General features: G+C 45.8%; 21 protein-coding genes and 1 other annotated feature. All 21 genes read right to left on the bottom strand.

Translation table 11 applies throughout. The features are described from left to right. Positions 1–344: 344 nt before the first annotated feature. Positions 345–1,139 carry an ABC transporter ATP-binding protein gene (locus E0496_RS21150; protein ID WP_141503803.1) on the bottom strand — a complete coding sequence of 265 codons (795 nt, stop codon included), beginning with the start codon at positions 1,137–1,139 and terminating at the stop codon, positions 345–347. Next, a complete protein-coding gene (locus E0496_RS21145; RefSeq protein ID WP_141503802.1) occupies positions 1,139–2,053 on the bottom strand; it encodes an ABC transporter permease in 915 nt (304 codons plus the stop codon). The genes E0496_RS21150 and E0496_RS21145 overlap by 1 nt, the downstream gene beginning before the upstream one ends. Before the next feature lie 95 nt (positions 2,054–2,148). Continuing rightward, positions 2,149–3,192 (bottom strand): ABC transporter substrate-binding protein, encoded by a 1,044-nt coding sequence (locus E0496_RS21140; protein ID WP_141503801.1) that lies wholly within the window; start codon positions 3,190–3,192, stop codon positions 2,149–2,151. Positions 3,193–3,509: 317 nt separating this feature from the next. Continuing rightward, positions 3,510–4,700 carry an elongation factor Tu gene (gene tuf, locus E0496_RS21135; RefSeq protein WP_141503800.1) on the bottom strand — a complete coding sequence of 397 codons (1,191 nt, stop codon included), beginning with the start codon at positions 4,698–4,700 and terminating at the stop codon, positions 3,510–3,512. A gap of 112 nt (positions 4,701–4,812) precedes the next feature. Then, positions 4,813–6,888, bottom strand: coding sequence for an elongation factor G (gene fusA, locus E0496_RS21130; protein WP_141503799.1), 2,076 nt, complete (start codon positions 6,886–6,888; stop codon positions 4,813–4,815). A 29-nt stretch (positions 6,889–6,917) separates the two neighbouring features. Further along, entirely contained in the window at positions 6,918–7,388 is a 471-nt protein-coding gene (gene rpsG, locus E0496_RS21125) for a 30S ribosomal protein S7 (RefSeq protein ID WP_028609662.1), read from the bottom strand. 66 nt (positions 7,389–7,454) lie between these two features. After that, the gene (rpsL, locus tag E0496_RS21120) at positions 7,455–7,877 is read right to left on the bottom strand and encodes a 30S ribosomal protein S12 (RefSeq protein ID WP_141503798.1); all 423 of its coding nucleotides are present in this window, start codon (positions 7,875–7,877) and stop codon (positions 7,455–7,457) included. A 254-nt stretch (positions 7,878–8,131) separates the two neighbouring features. Further along, on the bottom strand, positions 8,132–8,386 hold the full coding sequence (locus E0496_RS21115; RefSeq protein ID WP_241674916.1) for a ribosomal L7Ae/L30e/S12e/Gadd45 family protein: 255 nt from the start codon (positions 8,384–8,386) through the stop codon (positions 8,132–8,134). Between the two features lie 222 nt (positions 8,387–8,608). Next, entirely contained in the window at positions 8,609–12,235 is a 3,627-nt protein-coding gene (gene rpoC, locus E0496_RS21110; RefSeq protein ID WP_141503796.1) for a DNA-directed RNA polymerase subunit beta', read from the bottom strand. Positions 12,236–12,330: 95 nt separating this feature from the next. Continuing rightward, positions 12,331–15,876, bottom strand: a complete 3,546-nt coding sequence (gene rpoB, locus E0496_RS21105) for a DNA-directed RNA polymerase subunit beta (protein ID WP_141503795.1) — start codon at positions 15,874–15,876, stop codon at positions 12,331–12,333. A gap of 386 nt (positions 15,877–16,262) precedes the next feature. Beyond that, entirely contained in the window at positions 16,263–16,862 is a 600-nt protein-coding gene (locus E0496_RS21100; RefSeq protein WP_141503794.1) for a class I SAM-dependent methyltransferase, read from the bottom strand. Between the two features lie 223 nt (positions 16,863–17,085). Next, on the bottom strand, positions 17,086–17,445 hold the full coding sequence (gene rplL / locus E0496_RS21095; protein ID WP_141503793.1) for a 50S ribosomal protein L7/L12: 360 nt from the start codon (positions 17,443–17,445) through the stop codon (positions 17,086–17,088). 86 nt (positions 17,446–17,531) lie between these two features. Further along, positions 17,532–18,035 (bottom strand): 50S ribosomal protein L10, encoded by a 504-nt coding sequence (gene rplJ, locus E0496_RS21090; protein ID WP_141503792.1) that lies wholly within the window; start codon positions 18,033–18,035, stop codon positions 17,532–17,534. 57 nt (positions 18,036–18,092) lie between these two features. Then, positions 18,093–18,258, bottom strand: a sequence feature (ribosomal protein L10 leader region). A gap of 12 nt (positions 18,259–18,270) precedes the next feature. Next, positions 18,271–18,963 carry a 50S ribosomal protein L1 gene (gene rplA, locus E0496_RS21085; protein WP_141503791.1) on the bottom strand — a complete coding sequence of 231 codons (693 nt, stop codon included), beginning with the start codon at positions 18,961–18,963 and terminating at the stop codon, positions 18,271–18,273. A gap of 101 nt (positions 18,964–19,064) precedes the next feature. Continuing rightward, on the bottom strand, positions 19,065–19,490 hold the full coding sequence (gene rplK / locus E0496_RS21080; RefSeq protein ID WP_028609671.1) for a 50S ribosomal protein L11: 426 nt from the start codon (positions 19,488–19,490) through the stop codon (positions 19,065–19,067). A 120-nt stretch (positions 19,491–19,610) separates the two neighbouring features. Continuing rightward, entirely contained in the window at positions 19,611–20,144 is a 534-nt protein-coding gene (nusG, locus tag E0496_RS21075) for a transcription termination/antitermination protein NusG (protein WP_054025341.1), read from the bottom strand. Between the two features lie 24 nt (positions 20,145–20,168). Next, complete coding sequence (secE, locus tag E0496_RS21070; protein WP_141503790.1) at positions 20,169–20,378, bottom strand: preprotein translocase subunit SecE; 210 nt, start codon at positions 20,376–20,378, stop codon at positions 20,169–20,171. A gap of 18 nt (positions 20,379–20,396) precedes the next feature. Continuing rightward, positions 20,397–20,546, bottom strand: coding sequence for a 50S ribosomal protein L33 (gene rpmG, locus E0496_RS21065; protein WP_015847242.1), 150 nt, complete (start codon positions 20,544–20,546; stop codon positions 20,397–20,399). Between the two features lie 314 nt (positions 20,547–20,860). Next, positions 20,861–21,511, bottom strand: a complete 651-nt coding sequence (gene sigH, locus E0496_RS21060) for an RNA polymerase sporulation sigma factor SigH (RefSeq protein WP_053373882.1) — start codon at positions 21,509–21,511, stop codon at positions 20,861–20,863. Between the two features lie 276 nt (positions 21,512–21,787). Next, positions 21,788–22,321: an NYN domain-containing protein gene (locus tag E0496_RS21055; RefSeq protein ID WP_141503789.1), complete on the bottom strand. Its 534-nt coding sequence runs from the start codon at positions 22,319–22,321 to the stop codon at positions 21,788–21,790. Between the two features lie 3 nt (positions 22,322–22,324). Beyond that, a complete protein-coding gene (gene rlmB / locus E0496_RS21050) occupies positions 22,325–23,080 on the bottom strand; it encodes a 23S rRNA (guanosine(2251)-2'-O)-methyltransferase RlmB (RefSeq protein ID WP_141503788.1) in 756 nt (251 codons plus the stop codon). Between the last annotated feature and the right edge of the window lie 31 nt (positions 23,081–23,111).

Genomic DNA, 23,111 nt, shown 5'->3' with positions numbered 1-23,111 from the left:
GAGTCTATTTGCATATAGAGCTGCCCCAAGCTTTACGCCCAGCATCCATTATGTCCCTTATTACAAGCATTCAATCCACTCATTTATAATAACGGACAAAATGGACACTTCACGATTATAAACAGATGACTGCTGAAAAGACACCACCAAATAACGCCAAACCTAAACTGATCATTCTATTCTGAAAAATAGGCTATCTAACTATAAGGTAAATTCCTATCCACAGCTGAAATACACCCATAACAAGAAAGAACCATTATAACCGCGCATTTGCGGAAGTAATGGTTCTTTCCCGATCTTATCCCGAAACAAAGTTAGCATACATGATGAATAAGAGCAAAACTTTAGCCCAATACAATTCGATCGTCAGCCAGCTTCTTGCCGCTTATCACTTCAAACTCTCCGAGCAACTGCACGACGGTAAGATCCTTCTTGCGCTCTTCCGGTACATCGAGAATGATTCGGCCTTTATCCATCATGATCAACCGGTTCCCTAGCCGAATCGCCTGCTCCATGTTATGAGTAACCATTAACGTGGTCAAATTCATTTCTTTGACCAACGTCTCGGTCAGTGTCGTAATGAGCTCAGCCCTTGCAGGATCGAGAGCTGCGGTATGCTCATCGAGCAGCAGGATTTGCGGCCTTGTAAAAGTCGCCATGAGCAAGCTGAGCGCTTGCCTCTCTCCTCCTGACAATAAGCCTACCTTGGCACTAAGACGGTTCTCAAGGCCAATCCCAAGCCTTTGCAGCTCTTTCTTGAATATTGCACGCTTCGCGCGTGTTACCCCGAACGAGAATCCCCGTTTTTTGCCACGCGCATAAGCAATAGCTAAATTCTCTTCAATAGACATACGAGGTGCCGTACCGGCCATTGGATCCTGGAATACCCTGCCAATCCATTGACTACGCTGATACTCGGTCAGATTGCTTATATTTTGCCCATCTATTCTAACTTCACCCGCGTCCGGCTTCATCACGCCAGATATAATATTCATTAATGTAGATTTACCCGCGCCGTTGCTTCCGATAACCGTAATAAAGTCACCTGGCTTCATCGTCAGATTCGCTCCGACAAGCGCGGTCTTCTCATCTACTGTGCCAGGGTTAAACAGCTTGGACACCTTAGCTATTTCCAACATCAGCGTCCACCTCCTGGCTGTGCTTTATCCAATTTTGCAAGCATCTCTGCCGTACGCCTGCGTGCTACATTTTTCTGCTTCCATACGCGCCTAGATGATGGAACAACAAGTGCAAAAATAATAATAACTGCCGTAATCAGCTTCATATCCGAAGCATCCAGCCATTCAACGCGCAGCGCGAATGCGTAGATGATACGATAGATAATCGAACCGAGAATAACAGCGAGCGTCGCTCTGAAGATTGTCTTCGAACCGAAAATCGCTTCGCCAATAATAACAGAAGCTAGTCCTATGACGATCATCCCGATTCCCATGCTGTTGTCCGCGTATTTTTGATAATGAGCGATTAACGCCCCGGAAGTTGCAACTAGCGCATTAGACAAAGCAATGCCGAAAATCGTCGTAATATCAGTATTCGCACCGAAACTCCGAATCATACGAGAGTTATCGCCTGTCGCCCGAAGGCTAAGTCCGATGTCCGTCCGGAAAAACAAATCGAGAATGATCTTCACAATAATGACAAAAATAATCATAACCACAAGTGTAGATACATTATCGAATAAATTTTCCTTGCCTCTTAACGATACATTCGGTTTACCCATAATTCTAAGGTTAATGGAATACAAGGCAATCATCATGATAATCCCTGAAAGCAGCCCGTTTATCTTCCCTTTAGTATGAAGCAGGCCTGTACAGGTACCTGCAAGCGCTCCGCCGACAAATGCGCATAGTACTGCAAGCCATGGTGGCGTTCCGCTAACGGTCATTACTGAGCCAATAGCCGCTCCTGTTGTAAAGCTTCCGTCTACCGTTAAATCTGGAAAATCGAGTATTCGGAACGTGATATAAACTCCCAGTGCCATAAGCGCATACAATAACCCGCTTTCCACAGCCCCTTGCATGGATGCGATCATATGACATACCTCCTCTTCAAAACAAGAGGGTGAACCAGTTGCCTGATCACCCATATCATTTTTGTCCATATTATTTTAAGCTATAAGGCGATGTTCTACTCAATGATGTTTTTTTCTTGGTCTTTCACAAATGCTTTCATTTCGTCCGTAACCGTAATTCCTTGCTCCGCTGCCGCTTTCATATTAAAAATGAAATCAAGCTTTTGAGGAACGGTAACGTCCATCTCACCAGGATTTTTGCCATTTTTCAAAATTTCGACAGCCATTTGACCTACTTCATAACCATGGTCATAGTATTTAAAGCCGACTGCTGCAAAAGCGCCTTTTTCTACGGTATCACGGTCAGCCGAGAAAAATGGAATATCATTAGCGTTAGCTACTTCAATAATCGCATCCGCACCCGTAACAACCATATTGTCCAGTGTGATGTAGATTGCATCAACACGGCCTACCAAAGAATCAGCAGCCTGCTTAACATCAGAAGAATTGGCAACCGATGCTTTGACCAGTTTTATATTGTGCTTAGCCAGTGCTTCCTCAGCAATCTTACCCATAACTACCGCGTTTTGCTCACCTTCATTAATGATAAGACCCACATTTTTAGCATTTGGGAATTGAGAAGCAATAAAATCCATCGTTTGCGTAATGGCAGCCGGATTCGTGTCCGACGCACCTGTAATGTTGCCGCCTGGTGCTTCCAGCTGCGTGACGATACCCGCATCAATCGGATCTGTTACAGCTGCAAACAATACCGGAATATTTTCCACATCATCAGCAAGTGCTTGTGCCGTAGGTGTTGCAATACCTAGGGCAAGATCACTTTTGCCGTTTGCAATTTTTTGAGATATAGTTTTGATATTTGTTGCATCGCCTTGTGCGTTATTAAAATCAATAGTAAGGTTTTTGCCTTCTTCAATACCCGCATCATTAAGCGCAGCGATAAAACCTTCGCGAGTTGCATCCAGTGAAGGATGCTCAACAATTTGAGAAATTGCTATCGTATATGACTTTTCTGCATCTCCGCCCGTATTAGGCGCATTCGTGCTGCTGTTCGTTCCTGATTCCGTCTTGGCCCCACAGGCAGCCGTCACAAGCATTACTGAAGCAAGTACAATACCGATCCAAAATTTCTTACTCATTTTTCAAACCCCTCTCATCATATGAAGCACTTTGTCATACGCCCCACTCTAGATTCTAAACTTGCAGCAAAGCAGCATCGCTTTCTCTTGATGAAGTCACTGGCTTGATAGATGTAATTCAATCTGACTGGGGATGGGCAACCTCTTTTTTTACTATTCCCTAATATTAAATGGGTGTAAGGTCTACCGTCAATCATTACTTAATTGTAAAGATTAAGTAAACTATTATCATGATCATGCCTGAGTACCCTAAAAAAATCAAAAGCCCTCACCAAAGTGAGGGCTTTTGTATTCATAGCAGCTAAAGCCGCCATCAATTATTTTTGGATAGATGCTACTGCGCCAGCGCCTACTGTACGGCCGCCTTCACGAATAGAGAAACGAGTTCCATCTTCAACAGCGATTGGAGCAATAAGCTCAACCGTTACAGTGATGTTGTCGCCAGGCATAACCATCTCAGTGCCTTCTGGCAGGTTGATGATACCCGTTACGTCAGTTGTACGGAAGTAGAACTGTGGACGGTAGCCAGTGAAGAAAGGCTTGTGACGGCCACCCTCTTCTTTAGTAAGAACGTAGATTTGTGCAGTGAAGTTAGTGTGTGGTTTAACCGAACCCGGTTTAGCCAAAACTTGTCCACGCTCAATGTTGTTACGGTCTACACCACGTAGCAATGCGCCAACGTTGTCGCCTGCTTGAGCGGAGTCAAGCAATTTACGGAACATTTCAACGCCAGTTACTACAGATTTACGGGATTCTTCAGCAAGACCGATAATTTCGATCTCGTCGCCGACTTTGATAATTCCACGCTCAACGCGACCTGTAGCAACTGTACCACGGCCAGTGATTGTGAATACGTCCTCGACAGGCATAAGGAAAGGCTTAGCTGTATCGCGCTCAGGAGTAGGGATATAAGTATCCACTTGCTCGAAAAGCTCGATGATTTTGTCAGCCCAAGGACCTTCTGGGTTAGCAAGTGCTTCACGAGCAGCACCGCGGATGATTGGAGTGTCGTCACCTGGGAACTCATACTCAGAAAGAAGGTCACGAACTTCCATTTCAACTAGCTCAAGAAGCTCTTCGTCTTCAACCATGTCGCATTTGTTCAGAAATACAACGATGTAAGGAACGCCAACTTGTTTCGAAAGCAAGATGTGCTCACGAGTTTGTGGCATAGGGCCGTCAGTAGCCGAAACTACAAGAATAGCTCCGTCCATTTGTGCAGCACCAGTGATCATGTTTTTTACATAGTCGGCGTGACCTGGGCAGTCAACGTGTGCGTAGTGACGAGCAGGCGTCTCATACTCAACGTGAGCTGTCGAGATCGTGATACCGCGCTCGCGCTCTTCTGGAGCTTTATCGATTTGGTCAAATGCGATTGCTGCACCGCCGTATTTTTTGGAAAGTACTGTTGTGATAGCTGCAGTCAAAGTCGTTTTACCGTGATCGACGTGACCGATAGTACCGATATTAACGTGCGGTTTGTTACGTTCAAATTTTGCCTTAGCCATTGAACATGAGCCTCCTCAATATATCATGAATTTTTTATGTGTGGGCCGACATCTGGTTTGCATGCAAACTTAGCTGGCGGCCAAAAGCAATTGGTTTAAGAAACAAATTCGATTACTCGCCTTTGTTCTTAGAGATGATTTCTTCAGCGATTGATTTAGGAACTTCTTCATAGTGAGAAAGCTCCATCGAGAATACGCCGCGTCCTTGTGTACCGGAACGTAGTGTAGTGGAGTAACCAAACATCTCGGAGAGAGGCACCTTAGCACGGATAATTTGTGCACCTGCACGGCTATCCATACCTTCGATACGACCACGACGGGAGTTAAGCATACCCATAACATCGCCCATGTACTCTTCAGGAACAGTAACTTCTACCTTCATGATTGGCTCAAGAAGAACTGGCTTACATTTTTCTTTGGCAGCTTTAAGCGCCATCGAACCTGCAATTTTAAACGCCATCTCCGAGGAGTCAACATCATGGTACGATCCGTCTACTACAACAGCCTTGACATCAACGAGCGGGAAGCCGGCTACTACACCGTTCTTCATTGACTCTTCGATACCAGCCTGGATAGGAGCGATAAATTCACGAGGAATCGAACCGCCGACTGTTTTGTTTTCGAATATGAAGCCTGAACCTGGCTCAAGTGGTGAAAACTCAACCCAACAATGTCCGAATTGACCTTTACCGCCTGATTGACGAACGAACTTACCTTCAACCTTCGCAGCTTGACGGAATGTTTCGCGGTAAGCAACTTGCGGTTTACCAACGTTTGTCTCAACTTTGAATTCGCGGAACATACGGTCAACTAGAATCTCAAGGTGAAGCTCACCCATACCAGAGATAATCGTTTGGTTTGTTTCCTCGTCCGTATGTGCACGGAAAGTTGGATCTTCTTCCGCCAATTTGGAGATTGCGATACCTAGTTTGTCTTGGTCAGCTTTCGTTTTTGGTTCGATAGCAACCGAGATAACTGGCTCTGGGAAGTTCATAGATTCAAGAATGATGGTGTTCTTCTCATCGCAAAGAGTATCTCCAGTAGTTGTATCTTTAAGACCAACTGCTGCAGCGATATCACCAGAATAAACTTCTGAGATCTCTTGACGTGAGTTCGCATGCATTTGAAGAATACGTCCAATCCGCTCACGTTTACCCTTTGTGGAGTTAAGAACGTAAGAACCGGATTTTAGTATGCCAGAATACACACGGAAGAACGTAAGTCTACCAACGTAAGGGTCCGTCATGATTTTGAAAGCCAATGCTGCGAATGGCTCTGTATCAGATGAAGGGCGCTCACCCTCTTCGCCGTCTTCAAGAGTACCTTTAATTGCAGGTACATCAAGAGGAGATGGAAGATAGTTAACAACCGCATCCAACATCAATTGAACACCTTTGTTGCGGTAAGACGATCCAACGATTACTGGGAAGATTTTAACTTCGCAAACGCCTTTACGGAGCGCTGCTTTGATTTCTGGAATCGAAATTTCTTCGCCTTCCAAATATTTCATCGTTAATTCTTCGTCAAGCTCAGCAACCTTCTCGATCAATTCCGTACGAAGCTCTTCCACTTGGTCAGCATACTCCGAAGGAATTTCAACCTCAATTGGATCTTTACCTGTGTCGTCTTTGTACTTGTATGCTTTGCGTTCAACGATATCGATAACGCCGACAAAATCTGACTCGGCGCCAATCGGAATTTGAATCGCAACAGCATTAGCTTGAAGACGCTCACGCATATCCTTAATAACATTCAGAAAGTCAGCACCAATGATGTCCATCTTGTTGACGTATGCGATCCGCGGAACGTTGTAACGATCTGCTTGACGCCATACAGTCTCAGATTGTGGCTCGACTCCTTCTTTCGCACTGAAAACTCCAACGGCCCCGTCCAATACGCGCAGGGAACGTTCAACTTCTACTGTGAAGTCAACGTGTCCCGGGGTGTCGATAATATTAATACGGTGTCCATCCCATTGAGCAGTTGTCGCGGCAGACGTAATCGTGATACCGCGCTCTTGTTCCTGTTCCATCCAGTCCATCGTAGCTGCACCTTCGTGCACTTCTCCGATTTTGTGAGTACGGCCCGTGAAGAACAAAATCCGTTCAGTTGTAGTGGTTTTACCGGCATCAATATGCGCCATAATCCCGATGTTACGCGTATTTTTCAAGGAGAACTCTCTTGACATAAAATGGTCTCCTCTCGAATGTAAAGATTCTACCAGCGGTAGTGAGCAAACGCTTTGTTCGCTTCAGCCATTTTGTGAGTATCTTCGCGCTTCTTAACAGCTGCGCCAGTGTTATTGGAAGCATCTGTGATTTCAGCAGCTAAACGCTCTTCCATCGTTTTCTCTCCGCGGTTACGTGAGTAGTTCACGAGCCAACGAAGACCAAGTGCCGTACGGCGCTCTGGTTTAACTTCGATAGGCACTTGATAGTTTGCACCGCCGACACGGCGTGCTTTAACCTCAAGTACTGGCATAATATTTTTCAAAGCAGCTTCGAACACTTCCATCGGATCTTTACCCGTGCGTTCTTGAATCAGTTTGAAAGCATCATACAATAGTGTTTGTGCAACGCCTCTTTTACCGTCAAGCATAATGCGGTTGATTAGGCGCGTTACCAGTTTGCTGTTATACAGCGGATCTGGAAGCACATCGCGTTTCGTTACAGGACCTTTGCGTGGCATGAGAAAGTCCCCCTTTCTTCTAATAGTCGCTATTTCTAGCATTTCAATGACCCGTTAGGGTTATACTTATGATTTTTTAACTTTCGGACGTTTCGTACCATATTTCGAACGAGCTTGCATACGGTTGTTAACACCCGCAGTATCAAGTGCGCCGCGAACGATATGATAACGTACTCCTGCTAAGTCTTTTACTTTACCACCACGGATCAAAACAACGCTATGCTCTTGCAAGTTGTGTCCGATACCCGGAATGTAAGCCGTAACTTCTAAACGGTTCGTTAAACGAACACGAGCATATTTACGAAGTGCGGAGTTCGGTTTCCTTGGAGTCATTGTTCCTACACGAGTGCACACACCGCGTTTTTGAGGAGCGCTGATGTTAGTAGTTTCACGTTTCAATGCGTTGAAACCTTTTTGCAATGCCGGCGATTTCGATTTAACGACTTTCGCTTGGCGTCCTTTACGGACTAGCTGGTTAATTGTTGGCATGTTGCCACCCCCTTCCCTATATTCATGTCTTTTGAAAATATAAGTATTTATAAAACTTCGTTTATAAATCCGCTTATATTTCTTCGCGTAACGAGCTCTTTCCACCAAAGGACGGCAACAGCCGTATACGCTTGTATGGTAGACATTTTACCTAAAATTAAGCCCACAGATCCAGGCGGTTCATTAAAGAACAAACAAAAGTTCTCGTCAGTCAATCATCGTTAAATAATCAACTAACAAAAACGGTTATTGCATTATTCTTCTTCGTTAACGAGCGCTGCCATAGCGGCTCCGACATCGATACCGCAGGTTTCCCCAAGGTCTTCCATCGTATCGAACCATTTCATTGGAACTCCCGTCCGCTCACATAGATGAATGATCTTCTCTTTCATCTGCGGATCTGCATCGCGTGCAACATAGACTTCGATAGCCCTTTCGTGCTCGAGCATCTTCGTCGTCTGCTTTGCGCCGACTTTGAATTGCATAGAAATCACCTTCAATTCTTCCATTCAGTGATCACACAATTAGGCACACTTCGATATAGTACCACCTACATTGTGGTTGTGTCAAGAAATTTCAATGATATTCATTTGCAAACATTTCGTAAATGAAATTCTTACTTTAAACATACAAAAGAGCGACCATCTTCCGAATCCTAAGAAAGCGGAAGATGCAACGCTCCTTCGATCTATGCTAGCATCAGGTATTAGCTACGTTAGCTGCCACATCGATTAATCGACGGTAACAGCCTCAGTTTCCAATTCGCCCTCAGCAGTAGTAACAACTTCATCTTCAAGGCCAGCAAAGCGAATGTTACGGTAACGCGCCATTCCAGTACCTGCTGGAATCAACTTACCGATAATAACATTTTCCTTGAGTCCAAGCAACTGGTCAACTTTGCCTTTAATAGCAGCATCAGTCAATACGCGAGTTGTTTCTTGGAAGGAAGCTGCTGACAAGAAGGAATCAGTTTCAAGTGAAGCCTTCGTAATACCGAGCAAAACAGGTTTTGCAACAGCAGGCTCAAGATCTGCAAAGATTGCAGCGCGGTTTTGCGACTCATATTCATGAATGTCAACAAATGCGCCAGGAAGCAGAGTCGTACCGCCAGCGTCTACGATCCGGATTTTGCGGAGCATCTGCTTGATCATGACTTCAACGTGCTTGTCATTGATCTCAACCCCTTGGTTCCGGTAAACGCGCTGTACTTCTTGCAAAATGTAGTTTTGAACGCCACGGATACCTTTGATACGCAGCATATCTTTAGGGTCAATCGAACCGTCAGTCAGCTCATCGCCGGCTTCGATTTGTTGTCCCTGCGTTACGCGGATACGCGAACCATAAGTAACGGCATACACTTTGGATTCCGCTTCGCCTTGAACCTCGATTTCACGACGGTCCTTCGCTTCACGGATTTCTTTGATTACACCGTCAAGCTCAGAAATAATCGCTTGACCTTTCGGATTACGCGCCTCGAACAACTCTTGGATACGCGGCAAACCTTGTGTAATATCATCGCCGGCAACGCCGCCCGTATGGAACGTACGCATTGTCAGCTGTGTTCCTGGCTCTCCGATGGATTGAGCTGCGATAATACCAACCGCTTCCCCAATCTCAACGTGCTTGCCAGTCGCAAGGTTACGACCGTAACAGATCTTACACACGCCATGACGCGCGCGGCAGCTCAGTACGGAACGAATTTGTAGTTTTTCGACGCCAGCATCGATAATCGCATCAGCTTTATTGGAATCAATAAGCTCGCTGCGGTTAACTATAATCTCGCCTGTTTTTGGATTACGAACGGTCTCAAACGCATAGCGTCCTTCAATCCGGTCATAGAGATCTTCAATAACCTCTTTACCGTCTTGAATTTTGCTTACGGAGAAGCCTTTGTCCGTACCACAATCTTCTTCACGCACGATTACGTCTTGCGCAACGTCAACAAGTCGACGAGTCAGGTAACCGGAATCGGCTGTCCGAAGTGCTGTATCCGCCAAACCTTTACGCGCTCCGTGAGTCGAGATAAAGTACTCGAGTACCGTTAGGCCTTCGCGGAAGTTCGATTTGATCGGCAACTCGATAATACGTCCCGATGGATTGGCCATCAGACCACGCATACCGCCAAGCTGTGTAATTTGTGATTTGTTACCCCGTGCTTTGGAGTCCACCATGAGCATGATGTTGTTATAACGATCCATCGACTTCATAAGAACTTCGGTGATCTCGTCTTTACATTTGCTCCAAATGCTGATGATACGGTCATAACGTTCTTCATTAGTAATCAAACCACGACGGTATTGATTCATAACGGTACCGACTTTATCATCGGAGGCTTTCATGATTTCATCTTTCTCTTTCGGAATGATAACGTCAGCTACGCCGATCGTTATACCAGACTTCGTAGAGTAAGTAAAACCAAGCTGCTTAATACGGTCAAGAAGCTGCGCAGTAAGCGTTGTATGATATTTACGGAAGCACTCAGCGATTAGTAGAGCAAGGTAATCCTTACCTACCGCACCTGGCGTATCCGCTACTTCAATAAACTTAGTCAAATCCGCGCCTTTTTCGTACACAAAATATTTATCCGGCGTGCCTTGCAGCAAATTGGTTTTCGTTGCTTCGTTGATATACGGGAAATCTTCAGGGAATATTTCGTTGAAGATAATTTTACCAACCGTAGTTACGAGTAACGAATTTTGCTGTTGCTCCGTGAAATTAACTTTTTTGAGTACGCGCACTGGAATGAAAATTCTAGCGTGCAGAGAAACAATACCACGTTGGTAAGCAGAGATTGCTTCGTTAATGGTTCCGAATACAGAACCGCTACCTTTAGCTTCTTTGTTATCCATCGTTAAGTAGAAGCTTCCTAGAACCATATCCTGTGAAGGAGTAACGACCGGTTTGCCGTCTTTCGGGTTAAGGATGTTGCCAGATGCCAGCATGAGCAAACGAGCCTCTGCTTGAGCTTCTGCGGACAACGGAACGTGAACCGCCATTTGGTCACCGTCGAAGTCAGCGTTGTAAGCTGTACATACGAGCGGGTGAAGTTTAATCGCGCGACCTTCAACTAGAATTGGCTCAAATGCTTGAATACCAAGTCTATGGAGCGTCGGGGCACGGTTAAGCAATACTGGGTGTTCCTTGATGACTTCCTCAAGAACATCCCATACCTCAGGGCTCACGCGTTCTACCTTGCGCTTCGCACTCTTAATGTTATGTGCGAGGCCTTTATTAACAAGCTCTTTCATAACGAAAGGCTTGAACAATTCCAGAGCCATTTCCTTCGGAAGGCCGCACTGGAACATTTTGAGGTTTGGACCTACGACGATAACCGAACGACCAGAATAGTCAACCCGTTTACCGAGCAAGTTCTGACGGAAACGTCCTTGCTTACCTTTCAGCATGTGGCTGAGGGATTTTAAAGGACGGTTACCAGGACCTGTAACAGGGCGACCGCGACGACCGTTGTCGATCAATGCATCAACCGCTTCCTGCAGCATCCGTTTTTCATTTTGCACGATAATATCAGGAGCACCCAGATCAAGAAGGCGCTTCAGACGGTTGTTCCGGTTAATCACACGACGATAAAGGTCATTTAGGTCAGACGTTGCAAAACGTCCGCCGTCCAGCTGTACCATCGGACGAAGCTCAGGTGGGATGACTGGAAGCACGTCTAGAATCATCCATTCCGGCTCGTTCCCGGAGTTGCGGAATGCTTCTACAACTTCAAGACGTTTGATCGCACGATTGCGTCGTTGTCCTTGTGCTGTACGCAGTTCTTCCTTCAATTGCTCCAATTCTTTATCCACATCGATATCTTGAAGCAGCTTCTTAACCGCTTCGGCGCCCATGCCGGCATGGAAACCATAGCCGTATTTTTCCCGGTAGCTGCGGTATTCTTTCTCGGACAGAAGCTGTTTTTTCTCAAGTGGCGTATCACCTGGATCCGTTACAACATAGGATGCAAAGTAGATAATCTCCTCAAGTGAACGAGGCGACATATCTAGTGCAAGACCCATGCGGCTTGGAATACCTTTGAAATACCAAATATGAGAAACGGGTGCAGCAAGCTCGATATGGCCCATACGTTCGCGGCGAACTTTAGCCCGAGTTACCTCTACGCCACAACGATCACAAACCACGCCTTTATAGCGTACACGTTTGTATTTACCGCAATGACATTCCCAGTCTTTTGTAGGTCCAAAAATTTTCTCGCAGAAGAGACCTTCCTTCTCCGGTTTTAAGGTCCTGTAGTTGATCGTCTCCGGTTTTTTAACTTCTCCGCGGGACCACGAGCGAATTTTATCCGGCGAAGCCAGACCGATTTTCATATACTCGAAGTTGTTCACGTCCAACAAGGAGCAACCCTCCTCCGTCATGTATGACAATGTCTATCTAATCAGCTAGATTCCGTCAAAGGCGCGTGACCAAGTGACGGAATCCAGCAACTAGTTTATTCAGCAGCGATTTCGGCACCTTCAATATTGAGGTTTAACTTATCGCCTGTTGCCTCGTCTTCATCGTCCATTTCTTTCATTTCGATCTCTTCTTCATTCTCGGACAGGATCTTAACGTCCATACCTAAGCTTTGAAGCTCTTTGATCAAAACTTTGAACGATTCCGGAACACCTGGTTCTGGTACGTTTTCACCTTTGACGATGGATTCGTATGTTTTCACACGGCCAACCACGTCATCGGATTTAACCGTCAAGATTTCTTGAAGCGTGTACGCAGCGCCATATGCCTCAAGCGCCCATACCTCCATCTCCCCGAAACGTTGACCACCAAACTGTGCTTTACCACCGAGTGGCTGTTGTGTAACAAGTGAGTAAGGACCAGTGGAACGGGCATGGATTTTATCATCGACCATGTGCGCCAGTTTGATCATGTACATGACCCCAACGGTTACTTCACGTTCAAAGTTTTCGCCTGTCCGTCCATCATAAAGTACGGTTTTACCGTTACGTTGCATGCCTGCTTCTTCCATCGTATCGAATACGTCATTCTCACGTGCGCCGTCAAATACTGGCGTAGCAGCGTGAATGCCAAGATGCTTACAAGCCATGCCGAGGTGAACCTCAAGCGCTTGACCGATGTTCATCCGTGAAGGTACGCCAAGTGGGTTAAGAACAACCTCAACTGGTGTGCCATCCGGCAGGAACGGCATATCTTCTTCCGGCATGATCCGAGCGATAACCCCTTTGTTACCATGACGGCCGGCCATTTTGTCGCCTTCGGAAATTTTCCGTTTTTGAGCAATGTAGGCACGTACCAATTGGTTAACGCCAGGCGGCAATTCATCGCCGTTCTCACGTGTAAATACTTTAACGTCTACAACAATACCGTCTGTACCATGCGGTACGCGCAGCGATGTATCACGCACTTCACGTGCTTTCTCACCGAAAATGGCATGCAGCAATCTTTCTTCCGCAGTCAGCTCCGTTACACCCTTCGGCGTTACTTTACCAACAAGGATGTCTCCAGCGCCAATTTCAGCACCGACACGAATGATACCGCGCTCGTCTAAGTTACGAAGAGCTTCTTCGCCGACATTCGGGATGTCACGTGTAATTTCTTCAGGCCCAAGCTTCGTATCACGTGCTTCGGACTCATATTCCTCGATGTGAATGGACGTATAAACATCCTCTTTCACAAGCTTTTCGCTAAGCAAGATCGCATCCTCATAGTTGTAGCCTTCCCACGTCATGAAGGCAACGACTACGTTGCGTCCAAGAGCCAATTCGCCCATTTCAGTGGAAGGACCATCAGCAAGAATATCGCCCTTCTTAATGACGTCACCCTTGCGTACAAGTGGACGTTGGTTAATGCATGTTCCTTGGTTAGAACGCATAAACTTGTGCAGCTTATGTTTTACCAAGTCACCAGTAACCGGTTTACCATCAATTTGTTCAACGCGGCGAAGCCATATTTCATTAGCGGATGAACGCTCGATGATGCCGTCATGCTTGGCAACGATACAAACGCCGGAATCCTTCGCTGCCTTATGCTCCATGCCTGTACCCACAAGTGGCGATCTAGGAATAAGAAGCGGAACCGCTTGACGCTGCATGTTCGATCCCATGAGGGCACGGTTGGAGTCATCGTTTTCCAGGAATGGAATTAACGCTGTCGCAACGGATACTACCTGTTTAGGAGAAACGTCCATGTAATCAACGCGATCGCTTGGCATTGTCAAAATGTTATCGGCTTGCTTGTTATAACGCACGATTGTATTTTCTTCGGCAAACCTGTCTTCTGATGTCAGCTTCGCATTCGCTTGCGCGATGACGTAGTTGTCTTCCTCATCAGCAGTCAAGTAAGCGATTTGTTCCGTAACGATTCCAGTCTTCGGATCTACCCAACGGTAAGGAGCTTCAATAAAGCCATACTCATTAATGCGGGCAAACGAGGACAAGGAGTTGATCAAACCGATATTCGGTCCCTCTGGCGTCTCGATCGGACACATCCGCCCATAGTGGGAGTGATGGACGTCACGCACTTCAAAGCCCGCGCGTTCCCTAGTCAAACCGCCGGGTCCGAGAGCAGACAGACGACGCTTATGCGTCAGTTCAGCAAGCGGATTCGTTTGGTCCATAAACTGGGAAAGCTGCGAGGATCCGAAAAACTCTTTAATTGATGCAATTACCGGACGAATGTTGATTAGCGCTTGAGGCGTTATCGCATTCGCGTCTTGAATGGACATTCTCTCGCGAACGACACGTTCCATACGAGATAGACCAATCCGGAATTGGTTTTGAAGCAACTCGCCTACCGAACGAAGACGACGGTTACCCAGGTGATCGATATCATCTGTGCTGCCTACGCCATGAAGCAAGTTAATAAAGTAGTTAATGGAAGAAATAATGTCCGCAGGCGTGATATGCTTAACGGATTTATCAATAATCCCATTGGCAATGACTTTAATAACTTTGCCTTCGTCATATGGAGAGAATACGCTGATCGTTTGTAGTGGAATACTATCAGCATCAAGCACGCCGTTAGCAACGTGATAAGTTTTAAATCCAACATCCTTCTCGAGTTTTTCGAGAATTTCATCAAGCAAACGTCGGTCAATCATTTGTCCGGATTCAGCGATAATCTCGCCAGTCGTTGGATCAACTAAATTTTCCGCGAGCCGTTGATTGAACAAACGGTTCTTGATGTGGAGTTTTTTGTTTATTTTGTAACGGCCTACATTGGCCAAGTCATAACGTTTTGGATCAAAGAAACGAGCGACGAGCAAGCTCTTCGCATTATCCAAAGTCGGAGGCTCGCCCGGACGAAGGCGCTCATAAATTTCAATCAGCGCTTTCTCGGTTGAATCCGTGTTGTCCTTGTCTAATGTGTTGCGGATATACTCATCATGGCCAAGAAGCTCAAGAATCTCAGCATCTGTACCGAAACCAAGTGAACGCAAAAGTACCGTTACCGGTATTTTACGAGTCCGGTCAATACGAACGTAGATGATGTCTTTCGCATCCGTTTCAAGCTCTAGCCAAGCGCCACGGTTAGGAATAACCGTTGCCGTGTAATTTTTCTTCCCGTTCTTATCGACCTTCGTGCTGAAGTACACACTCGGGGATCGAACCAATTGGCTGACTATGACACGCTCGGCCCCGTTAATAATAAACGTGCCGGTCTCTGTCATAAGCGGGAAATCACCCATGAAAACTTCTTGTTCCTTTACTTCGCCGGTCTCCTTATTGAAAAGTCGTACCTTAACGCGTAAAGGAGCCGCATACGTCACGTCGCGCTCTTTTGATTCATCGACCGAATACTTCGGTTCGCCCAAGCTATAGTCGATAAACTCAAGCGATAGATTGCCCGTAAAGTCCGAAATCGGAGAAATGTCTTGAAACAGTTCAATTAAATCGCTGTCCAAAAACTTTTCATACGATTTTTGTTGGATTTCAATCAGGTTCGGGACTTCCAGCACCTCGTTGATCCTGGCGTAGCTTCTGCGCGCGCGCCGACCATACTGAACAAGTTGTCCTGCCAACTTAACCTCACCCCTCATGTCTGTATCACAGCATCGTTTACTCACTGTGTCACCATAGACGGACCAGCCGTCTATATACTCAAATAAAGAAAAGCCCTTATCGAATAGTTCGAAAAAAGAGCATGTTCCGGCAGTAAACCAATCACAGCGCGGACCGCGATAGTCTCATATCAAATAATTTTGCCCAAAACGTAAACATTATACGTCAAATGTGTAAAACTTATGCATTCCGCGCTCAAAATTCACACTTGACATTTTAGTTAACTAAAGAGATGGAGCCCAATTTAATGCTGACATTTTATAATTTTACCATATCTAAAAAGTCAAGTCAATAAATATAATTCTATTTTCAAAGATATTTTCAAAACAACTATTGCTTGATTCGACTAGCCTTTTACAGCTCGAAAAATGCGATAGCCTTTATCCTTGGTGACCTCTTCCACTTCACTGAACAACAACTCCAGCTTCGCTTGCGTCGAAGGCGCCCCTTGTTTTTTCTGAATAACAACCCACATACTGCCGCCTTGCTCCAGCAATTCGTAGCCTTCCTCAAAAATCCGGTGGACCACCGCTTTGCCAGCGCGAATGGGAGGGTTTGTAATAATAACATCAAACTTTAAATGACGAACAGATTCATATACATCGCTTTGTAATACGGTTACGTTCGAAATCGCATTTAACTTCGCATTTTCAATGGAGAGCTCAACTGCTCTTTCATTGATATCGATCATGGTCACATGTCCATGCTCCGCAAGCTTCGCCGCTGTAAGACCAATTGGCCCGTAGCCGCATCCGACATCAAGTACCTTTGCAGCAGCATCTATCTCTAATACATCTATTAAAACCTGGCTGCCATAATCGACACCTGATTTCGAGAAAACGCCGGCATCCGTCATAAATCGGAAAGAATAGCCGCGAAGAGACACTTCATGAACCTTACGATTATGCTTCACATCCGGACTCTGAGAGTAATAATGATTCGACATAACCGATCACCCCCTTTATAACATCGAAACCGCGCAAACGACGTTCACCCTGCCGTTGCGACAATGGTTCGTTTGGCGTTGAAGGATAAGAATGTATAAGCCGAAGACTTATACATTCTTATCCTTTAACATACAACGAGCCCCTTGAAACCTGACGGTTCAAGGGGCTCGCCAGCCGATTCATCGTACAATCGCATGATCAGCATATTGTTTTGAAGCGATATTACTTAACTTCTACGGAAGCGCCAGCTTCAGTAAGCTTAGCTGCAACTGCTTCTGCTTCTTCTTTAGCAACTTTTTCTTTAACAGCTTTAGGAGCGCTATCAACCAAGTCTTTCGCTTCTTTCAGGCCAAGACCTGTGATTTCGCGAACAACTTTGATTACGTTGATTTTCGATGGGCCAGCACCGTTAAGGATTACGTCGAATTCAGTTTGCTCAGCTTCAACAGCAGCTCCAGCACCTGCTGCTGCTACTGGAGCTGCTGCAGTTACGCCGAATTCTTCTTCAATTGCTTTAACAAGCTCGTTCAGTTCAAGAACGTTCATAACTTTAATCGCTTCTAGGATTTGTTCTTTAGACATGATTATACCTCCGGGAATATGGTTTATTTTTTTTGGTTTATCATACAGCCGGCTTTCGCCGGTTCCGTGCTGAAAAGGTTCGTATCTTATGCTTGTGCTTCTTGCTTCTCGCCGACTGCTTTAACCGCAAGGGCGAAGTTGCGCACTGGAGCTTGCAATACGCTGAGGAGCATAGAGAGCAAACCTTCGCGGGACGGAAGTTCCGCAAGTGCTTTGATCTCTTCTTGTGAAACCACTTTACCTTCAACAATGCCGCCTTTAAGTTTCAAAGCTTCATTTTTCTTAGCAAAGTTGTTCAAAATTTTAGCTGGAGCAACAGCGTCTTCGTTACCGAATGCAATTGCAGTAGGACCTGTAAGAATGCTGTTCAATTCTACATAATCCGTACCTTCTGTTGCGCGACGAACGAGCGAGTTTTTAAGAACTTGGAATTCGATTCCTGCTTCACGAAGTTGTTTCCGAAGTTCAGTTACTTGCGCAACGTTCAGTCCACGATAGTCAGCTACAACTGTACTGGAGCTAGAAGCAATTTTCGCTGCAATAACTGCAACTGCCTCTTGTTTCTCTTGGATGATATTTGCGTTAGCCAAACTGTACACCTCCCGTAATAGTATACATTCCGTTAATTACGACGGGCTTTCCACGCCTCGATGCATGAGAAAGGCCTTCGCAGACACTGCGAAGGCCATGATGTCGTTATCGCGCATCAATCCGAATGGATCGAATATTGCTCACAAACGTTTTATCATAACACCTCGGTAGGAAATTAAGCCTTATGGCACCTACTGTCTACGGTATGCGTATTCGAATTTAGTTCCGTTCTTCTTAGCGATAAATCGCTGTTGAAACACGAGCGCCAGGGCCCATTGTCGAAGAAACGGCAATGTTTTTCAGGTAAATACCTTTTGCAGCAGCCGGTTTAGCGCGGTTAAGCGCATCGATCAATGATTTGAGGTTCTCGTTGAGTTTCTCAGCATCGAAAGATACTTTACCGATTGGAGCATGGATTTGACCTGCTTTGTCAAGACGGTATTCAATCTTACCGGCTTTGATTTCTTGAACGGCTTTAGCAACGTCAAACGTTACTGTACCAGCTTTAGGGTTCGGCATCAAGCCTTTACCACCAAGAATACGTCCAAGTTTACCAACTTCAGCCATCATGTCCGGCGTTGCTACGCAAACGTCGAATTCGAACCAGCCTTGTTGGATTTTGTTGATCATGTCTGCATCGCCAACAAAGTCAGCACCAGCAGCTTCCGCTTCTTTCACTTTTTCGCCTTTTGCGAAAACGAGAACGCGTTTTGTTTTACCTGTACCGTGTGGTAGTACAACTACACCACGAACAGCTTGGTCTTGTTTACGTGGGTCTACACCCAAACGAACTGCTACTTCAACGGATTCGTCGAATTTAGCTGTTGCAGCCTTCTTCACAAGCTCGATCGCTTCCAAAGGCTCGTATGTTGCTTCGCTATCAATAAGCTTAGCAGCTTCTACATATTTTTTACCTTGTTTAGCCATTGTAATTTCCTCCTCATGTGGTTGTAGCGGAAAATCCTCCTAAGGATGATCCTCCCACTCGCGAAAGCCGAAGCTAACGCAAAGCAAGCTACCTCGCGGTATTAGTCAACAATAGTTACGCCCATGCTGCGAGCAGTACCTTCAACCATACGCATTGCTGCTTCAACAGAAGCTGCGTTAAGATCCGGCATTTTTTGCTCAGCGATTTCGCGAACTTTGTCACGTTTTACAGTAGCGACCTTTTTCTTATTCGGTTCGCCTGAACCTTTTTCGATTCCAGCTGCGACGCGTAGCAATACTGCTGCCGGCGGCGTTTTTGTCTCGAAAGTGAAAGAACGGTCTTCAAATACTGTAATAACGACTGGAATAATCAATCCTGCTTGATCCGCGGTACGAGCATTAAACTCTTTACAAAACGCCATAATGTTAACGCCTGCTTGACCAAGTGCTGGACCGATCGGCGGCGCTGGGTTTGCTTTACCTGCAGGAACTTGCAGTTTGACCATCTTGATGACTTTCTTTGCCATGCCTGACACCTCCTAACCCTTTATTCCATGCGTAAATAACATCCGCCTCTGTAAGAAGCGTTGTTACTTCGCCTCCAAACCACCACCGGTTTAACCCAGGTGGGTTATAGAAACCAGATATTATATCTTTTCCACTTGAGTGTAATCCAGCTCCAGCGGGGTTTCCCTGCCAAACATGTTTACATGAACCTTCAACTTCGCTTTGTCCAGCAAAATTTCTTCTACTGTACCAACAAAATCTGCGAAAGGACCTACTTTGACGCGAACGGTTTCTTTCAGATCGAACTCGATTTTCGGTTTTGGCTCTTCCATGCCCATGTGCTTGAGAATTTGCTCAACCTCATCTGGCAATAGAGGAATCGGTTTTGAACCGGAACCTGTTGATCCTACAAATCCAGTTACGCCTGGCGTATTACGAACAACGTACCACGAATCGTCGGTTTGAACCATTTCCACCAGAACATAACCGGGGTAGACTTTACGTTGGACAGTCTTTTTCTTACCATCCTTCTCTACCACTTCTTCTTCCATAGGAACTAGCACACGGAAAATCTTGTCTTCCATGCCCATTGATTCAACACGGCGCTCCAAATTGGCTTTCACCTTGTTCTCATAGCCTGAATAGGTATGCACGACGTACCATCTTTTTTCCATCACAAATCCACCTTTGGACCCTTCTTAAACAATGAGTTCAACCAGAGACGAGATCCCGATGTCAAGAAGCCAGAAGTAAATGGTTACAAGCGTGATCGTAAGCAAAACCACGATCGAATAGCTCACTAACTCTTTACGACTTGGCCAGCGAACCTTCTTAAGTTCCGCCCAGCTGTCGGCAAAAAAACTAAACGTTGTACCAAAGCTTTGCTTTAGTTTAGCCAAAAATGCCACGTTCACACCTCCAATTGACTATCTCGTCTCGCGATGAGGAGTCTGCTCGTTACAGAACTTGCAAAACTTCTTCAACTCGATGCGGTCGGGGTGATTGCGTTTGTTCTTGCTGCTCGCATAGTTTCTCTGTTTGCAGTTTGTGCATGCCAACGTGATAATTACCCGCATTGAATTACACCTCCCGAACTGCTACAAAATACGAATCATGAAGCTCTATATGAAAGTTCATTGATTCCAACGCCAAAACGAAAAAAAACCTCGAATTTAGGCCTACCTAAACACTTTAGCATACCGCAATTTTGATGTCAATGTAAAAGATAGCTGTTCCGCCTACGAATAATTGGTAACAACGCTGACACCGGGCTCGTATCTATCAGTATAGTCTAGTTTTACCCATTTAAAACAAAAAGGACCGCATATCTCATCTGAAACCGCCAGATGGAAGACAGTCCTCGTTATTCACGATGTAAATATGAATGCGGTTAACCGCTAATGTCTCTGACTTCCAAGTAACGCTCCAGCTTCCGCTTTACGCGTTGAAGGGCATTGTCAATGGATTTCACATGCCGATCCAAATCGACAGCAATTTCCTGATAGGACCTTCCGTCCAAATAAAGCATAAGCACCTTACGTTCAAGATCGCTTAAAATTTCGGACATTTTGTCTTCCAGTCCAATGAATTCTTCTTGGTTAATGATTAATTCTTCGGGATCAGAAACGCGTGTGCCACAAATGACATCAAGCAGCGTGCGATCCGAATCTTCATCATAAATGGGCTTATCGAGCGATACGTAGGAATTAAGCGGGATGTGCTTCTGACGCGTGGCTGTTTTGATGGCGGTAATAATTTGTCTCGTTATACACAATTCTGCAAAGGCTTTGAAGCTTGCTAGCTTGTCCCCTTTAAAATCACGAATTGCCTTGTATAGACCAATCATACCCTCCTGTACGATATCTTCACGATCCGCACCGATAAGAAAATACGAGCGAGCCTTCGCTCTTACGAAATTCTTATACTTGTTAATCAAATATTCCAACGCTATGCTGTCGCCATTGCGGACCGCTTCGACGATATCCTCGTCCGTACTGCTGTCATACTCAAGCGTACTCCATTCTTTGAGGTCGATACTCACGAACTATCCCTCCGGCCTGCAAGGCGTACACCGCTAGATTCTTATTCACGCAAACCGTTCTAACTGTATCCAACATTAGGAAACTAGCAGCGCTTCACGTCGAAAGATAAGAAAGGATATCAAGCAAAATCCTCACGTTCTTATCGCTAATAATAGAGTCAGTATACATTATGTAACCTTACACCGTCAACCAATCCGAGTTGCTGAAACCATTGATTTACTAGCAATTTTGTAACTTTGTGGAATTTCCAACCGTTTCCTTCTTATTCAAAGGATCTAATCTGCGTCTTTCTCGCCTCGCCTTAACCTCTCAAGCTTGCTACGAATCTCCAAGCTCACGATCCCGTCTACCGAATTTCGCTTCCCAGGCTTGTCTTCACGAAGAGATTGTTCGATGTTTCTTTTGTTTTGCCCGATATCGATCAGCAGCTCCCGAGCGGATACGCGAAGAGCTCCCTTGCCAAAGGCCACATGCTGCTCCACCAAATCAGACGTCGCAACATAAATGTTCCGGCGCCGAACGAACAGCTCGGAGCAAAGACGCTCGATACATTCATCAGCCGTTTCTTTCTCTTTCGTATAGACGATCGTCAGCTTGTGCTGCCGGTACGTGGCCCCAATCCCAGGTACTTGGTGCGCATCAAACACCACAAATACCTGCATGCCGGTGAATCCCTGATAATCAGCGAGCATATCAAGCAGTTTATCCCGGGCTTCCTCCAAGTCATACTCCTTCAGCTTCTCAAGTACCGGCCAAGCCCCAATCATGTTATACCCGTCGACTAATAAAATATCGTCGCGCCGATTCATGGTCTAAATACCCCGACGCTGCCGAACGACCTCATACATAAGCACGCCCGCCGCAACGGATGCGTTCAACGAATTTAATTGGCCAAGCATTGGCAGCTTAACGAGAAAATCGCATTTTTCCTTGATGAGTCTGCCCATGCCTTTACTCTCGTTTCCAATGACAATCGCAAGCGGCATATCAAACTTCATTTTGTATACGTCTTGCGATGCGCTAAGATCGGTACCCGCTACCCAGACGCCCGCTTCCTTCAATTTATCGATTGTTTGTGCCAGATTCGTTACGCGGGCTACCGGCACATGCTCAGCTGCTCCAGCAGAAGTCTTCAACACCGTAGCCGTCAAGCTAGCGGAGCGGCGCTTCGGGATAATGACACCATGCACGCCGGTGCATTCTGCAGTCCTGAGAATTGAACCTAGATTATGTGGGTCCTCGATTTCGTCCAGCAGTAAAACAAAAGGAACTTCCTCCCGTTGCTTTGCCCGCTCAAGAATCTCTTCTACCTCTACATAAGCGAAAGCTGCCGCTTGAGCAACTACGCCTTGATGCGTTACGCCCGGAGTCAAGCTGTCCAGCTTTCTTTTGTCCACGAATTGGACAACGATACCGGACTTCTTGGCTTCTGCAACGATCGGCTGCGTCAGTGTTTTCTGAGCACCATCGGCAATCCATATCTTATTAATCTCACGTCCTGAACGCAGCGCCTCTAGCACAGGGTGCTTACCGGCGATCATTTCATCCTGAATGATTTCTTCAGTCATCGGTCACCCTCCTCATTTCATTTTAATCAGA

Source organism: Paenibacillus luteus, assembly GCF_006542765.1.
GTDB classification, from domain to species: domain Bacteria; phylum Bacillota; class Bacilli; order Paenibacillales; family Paenibacillaceae; genus Pristimantibacillus; species Pristimantibacillus luteus.
This window is presented reverse-complemented; position numbering and strand designations above follow the sequence as displayed.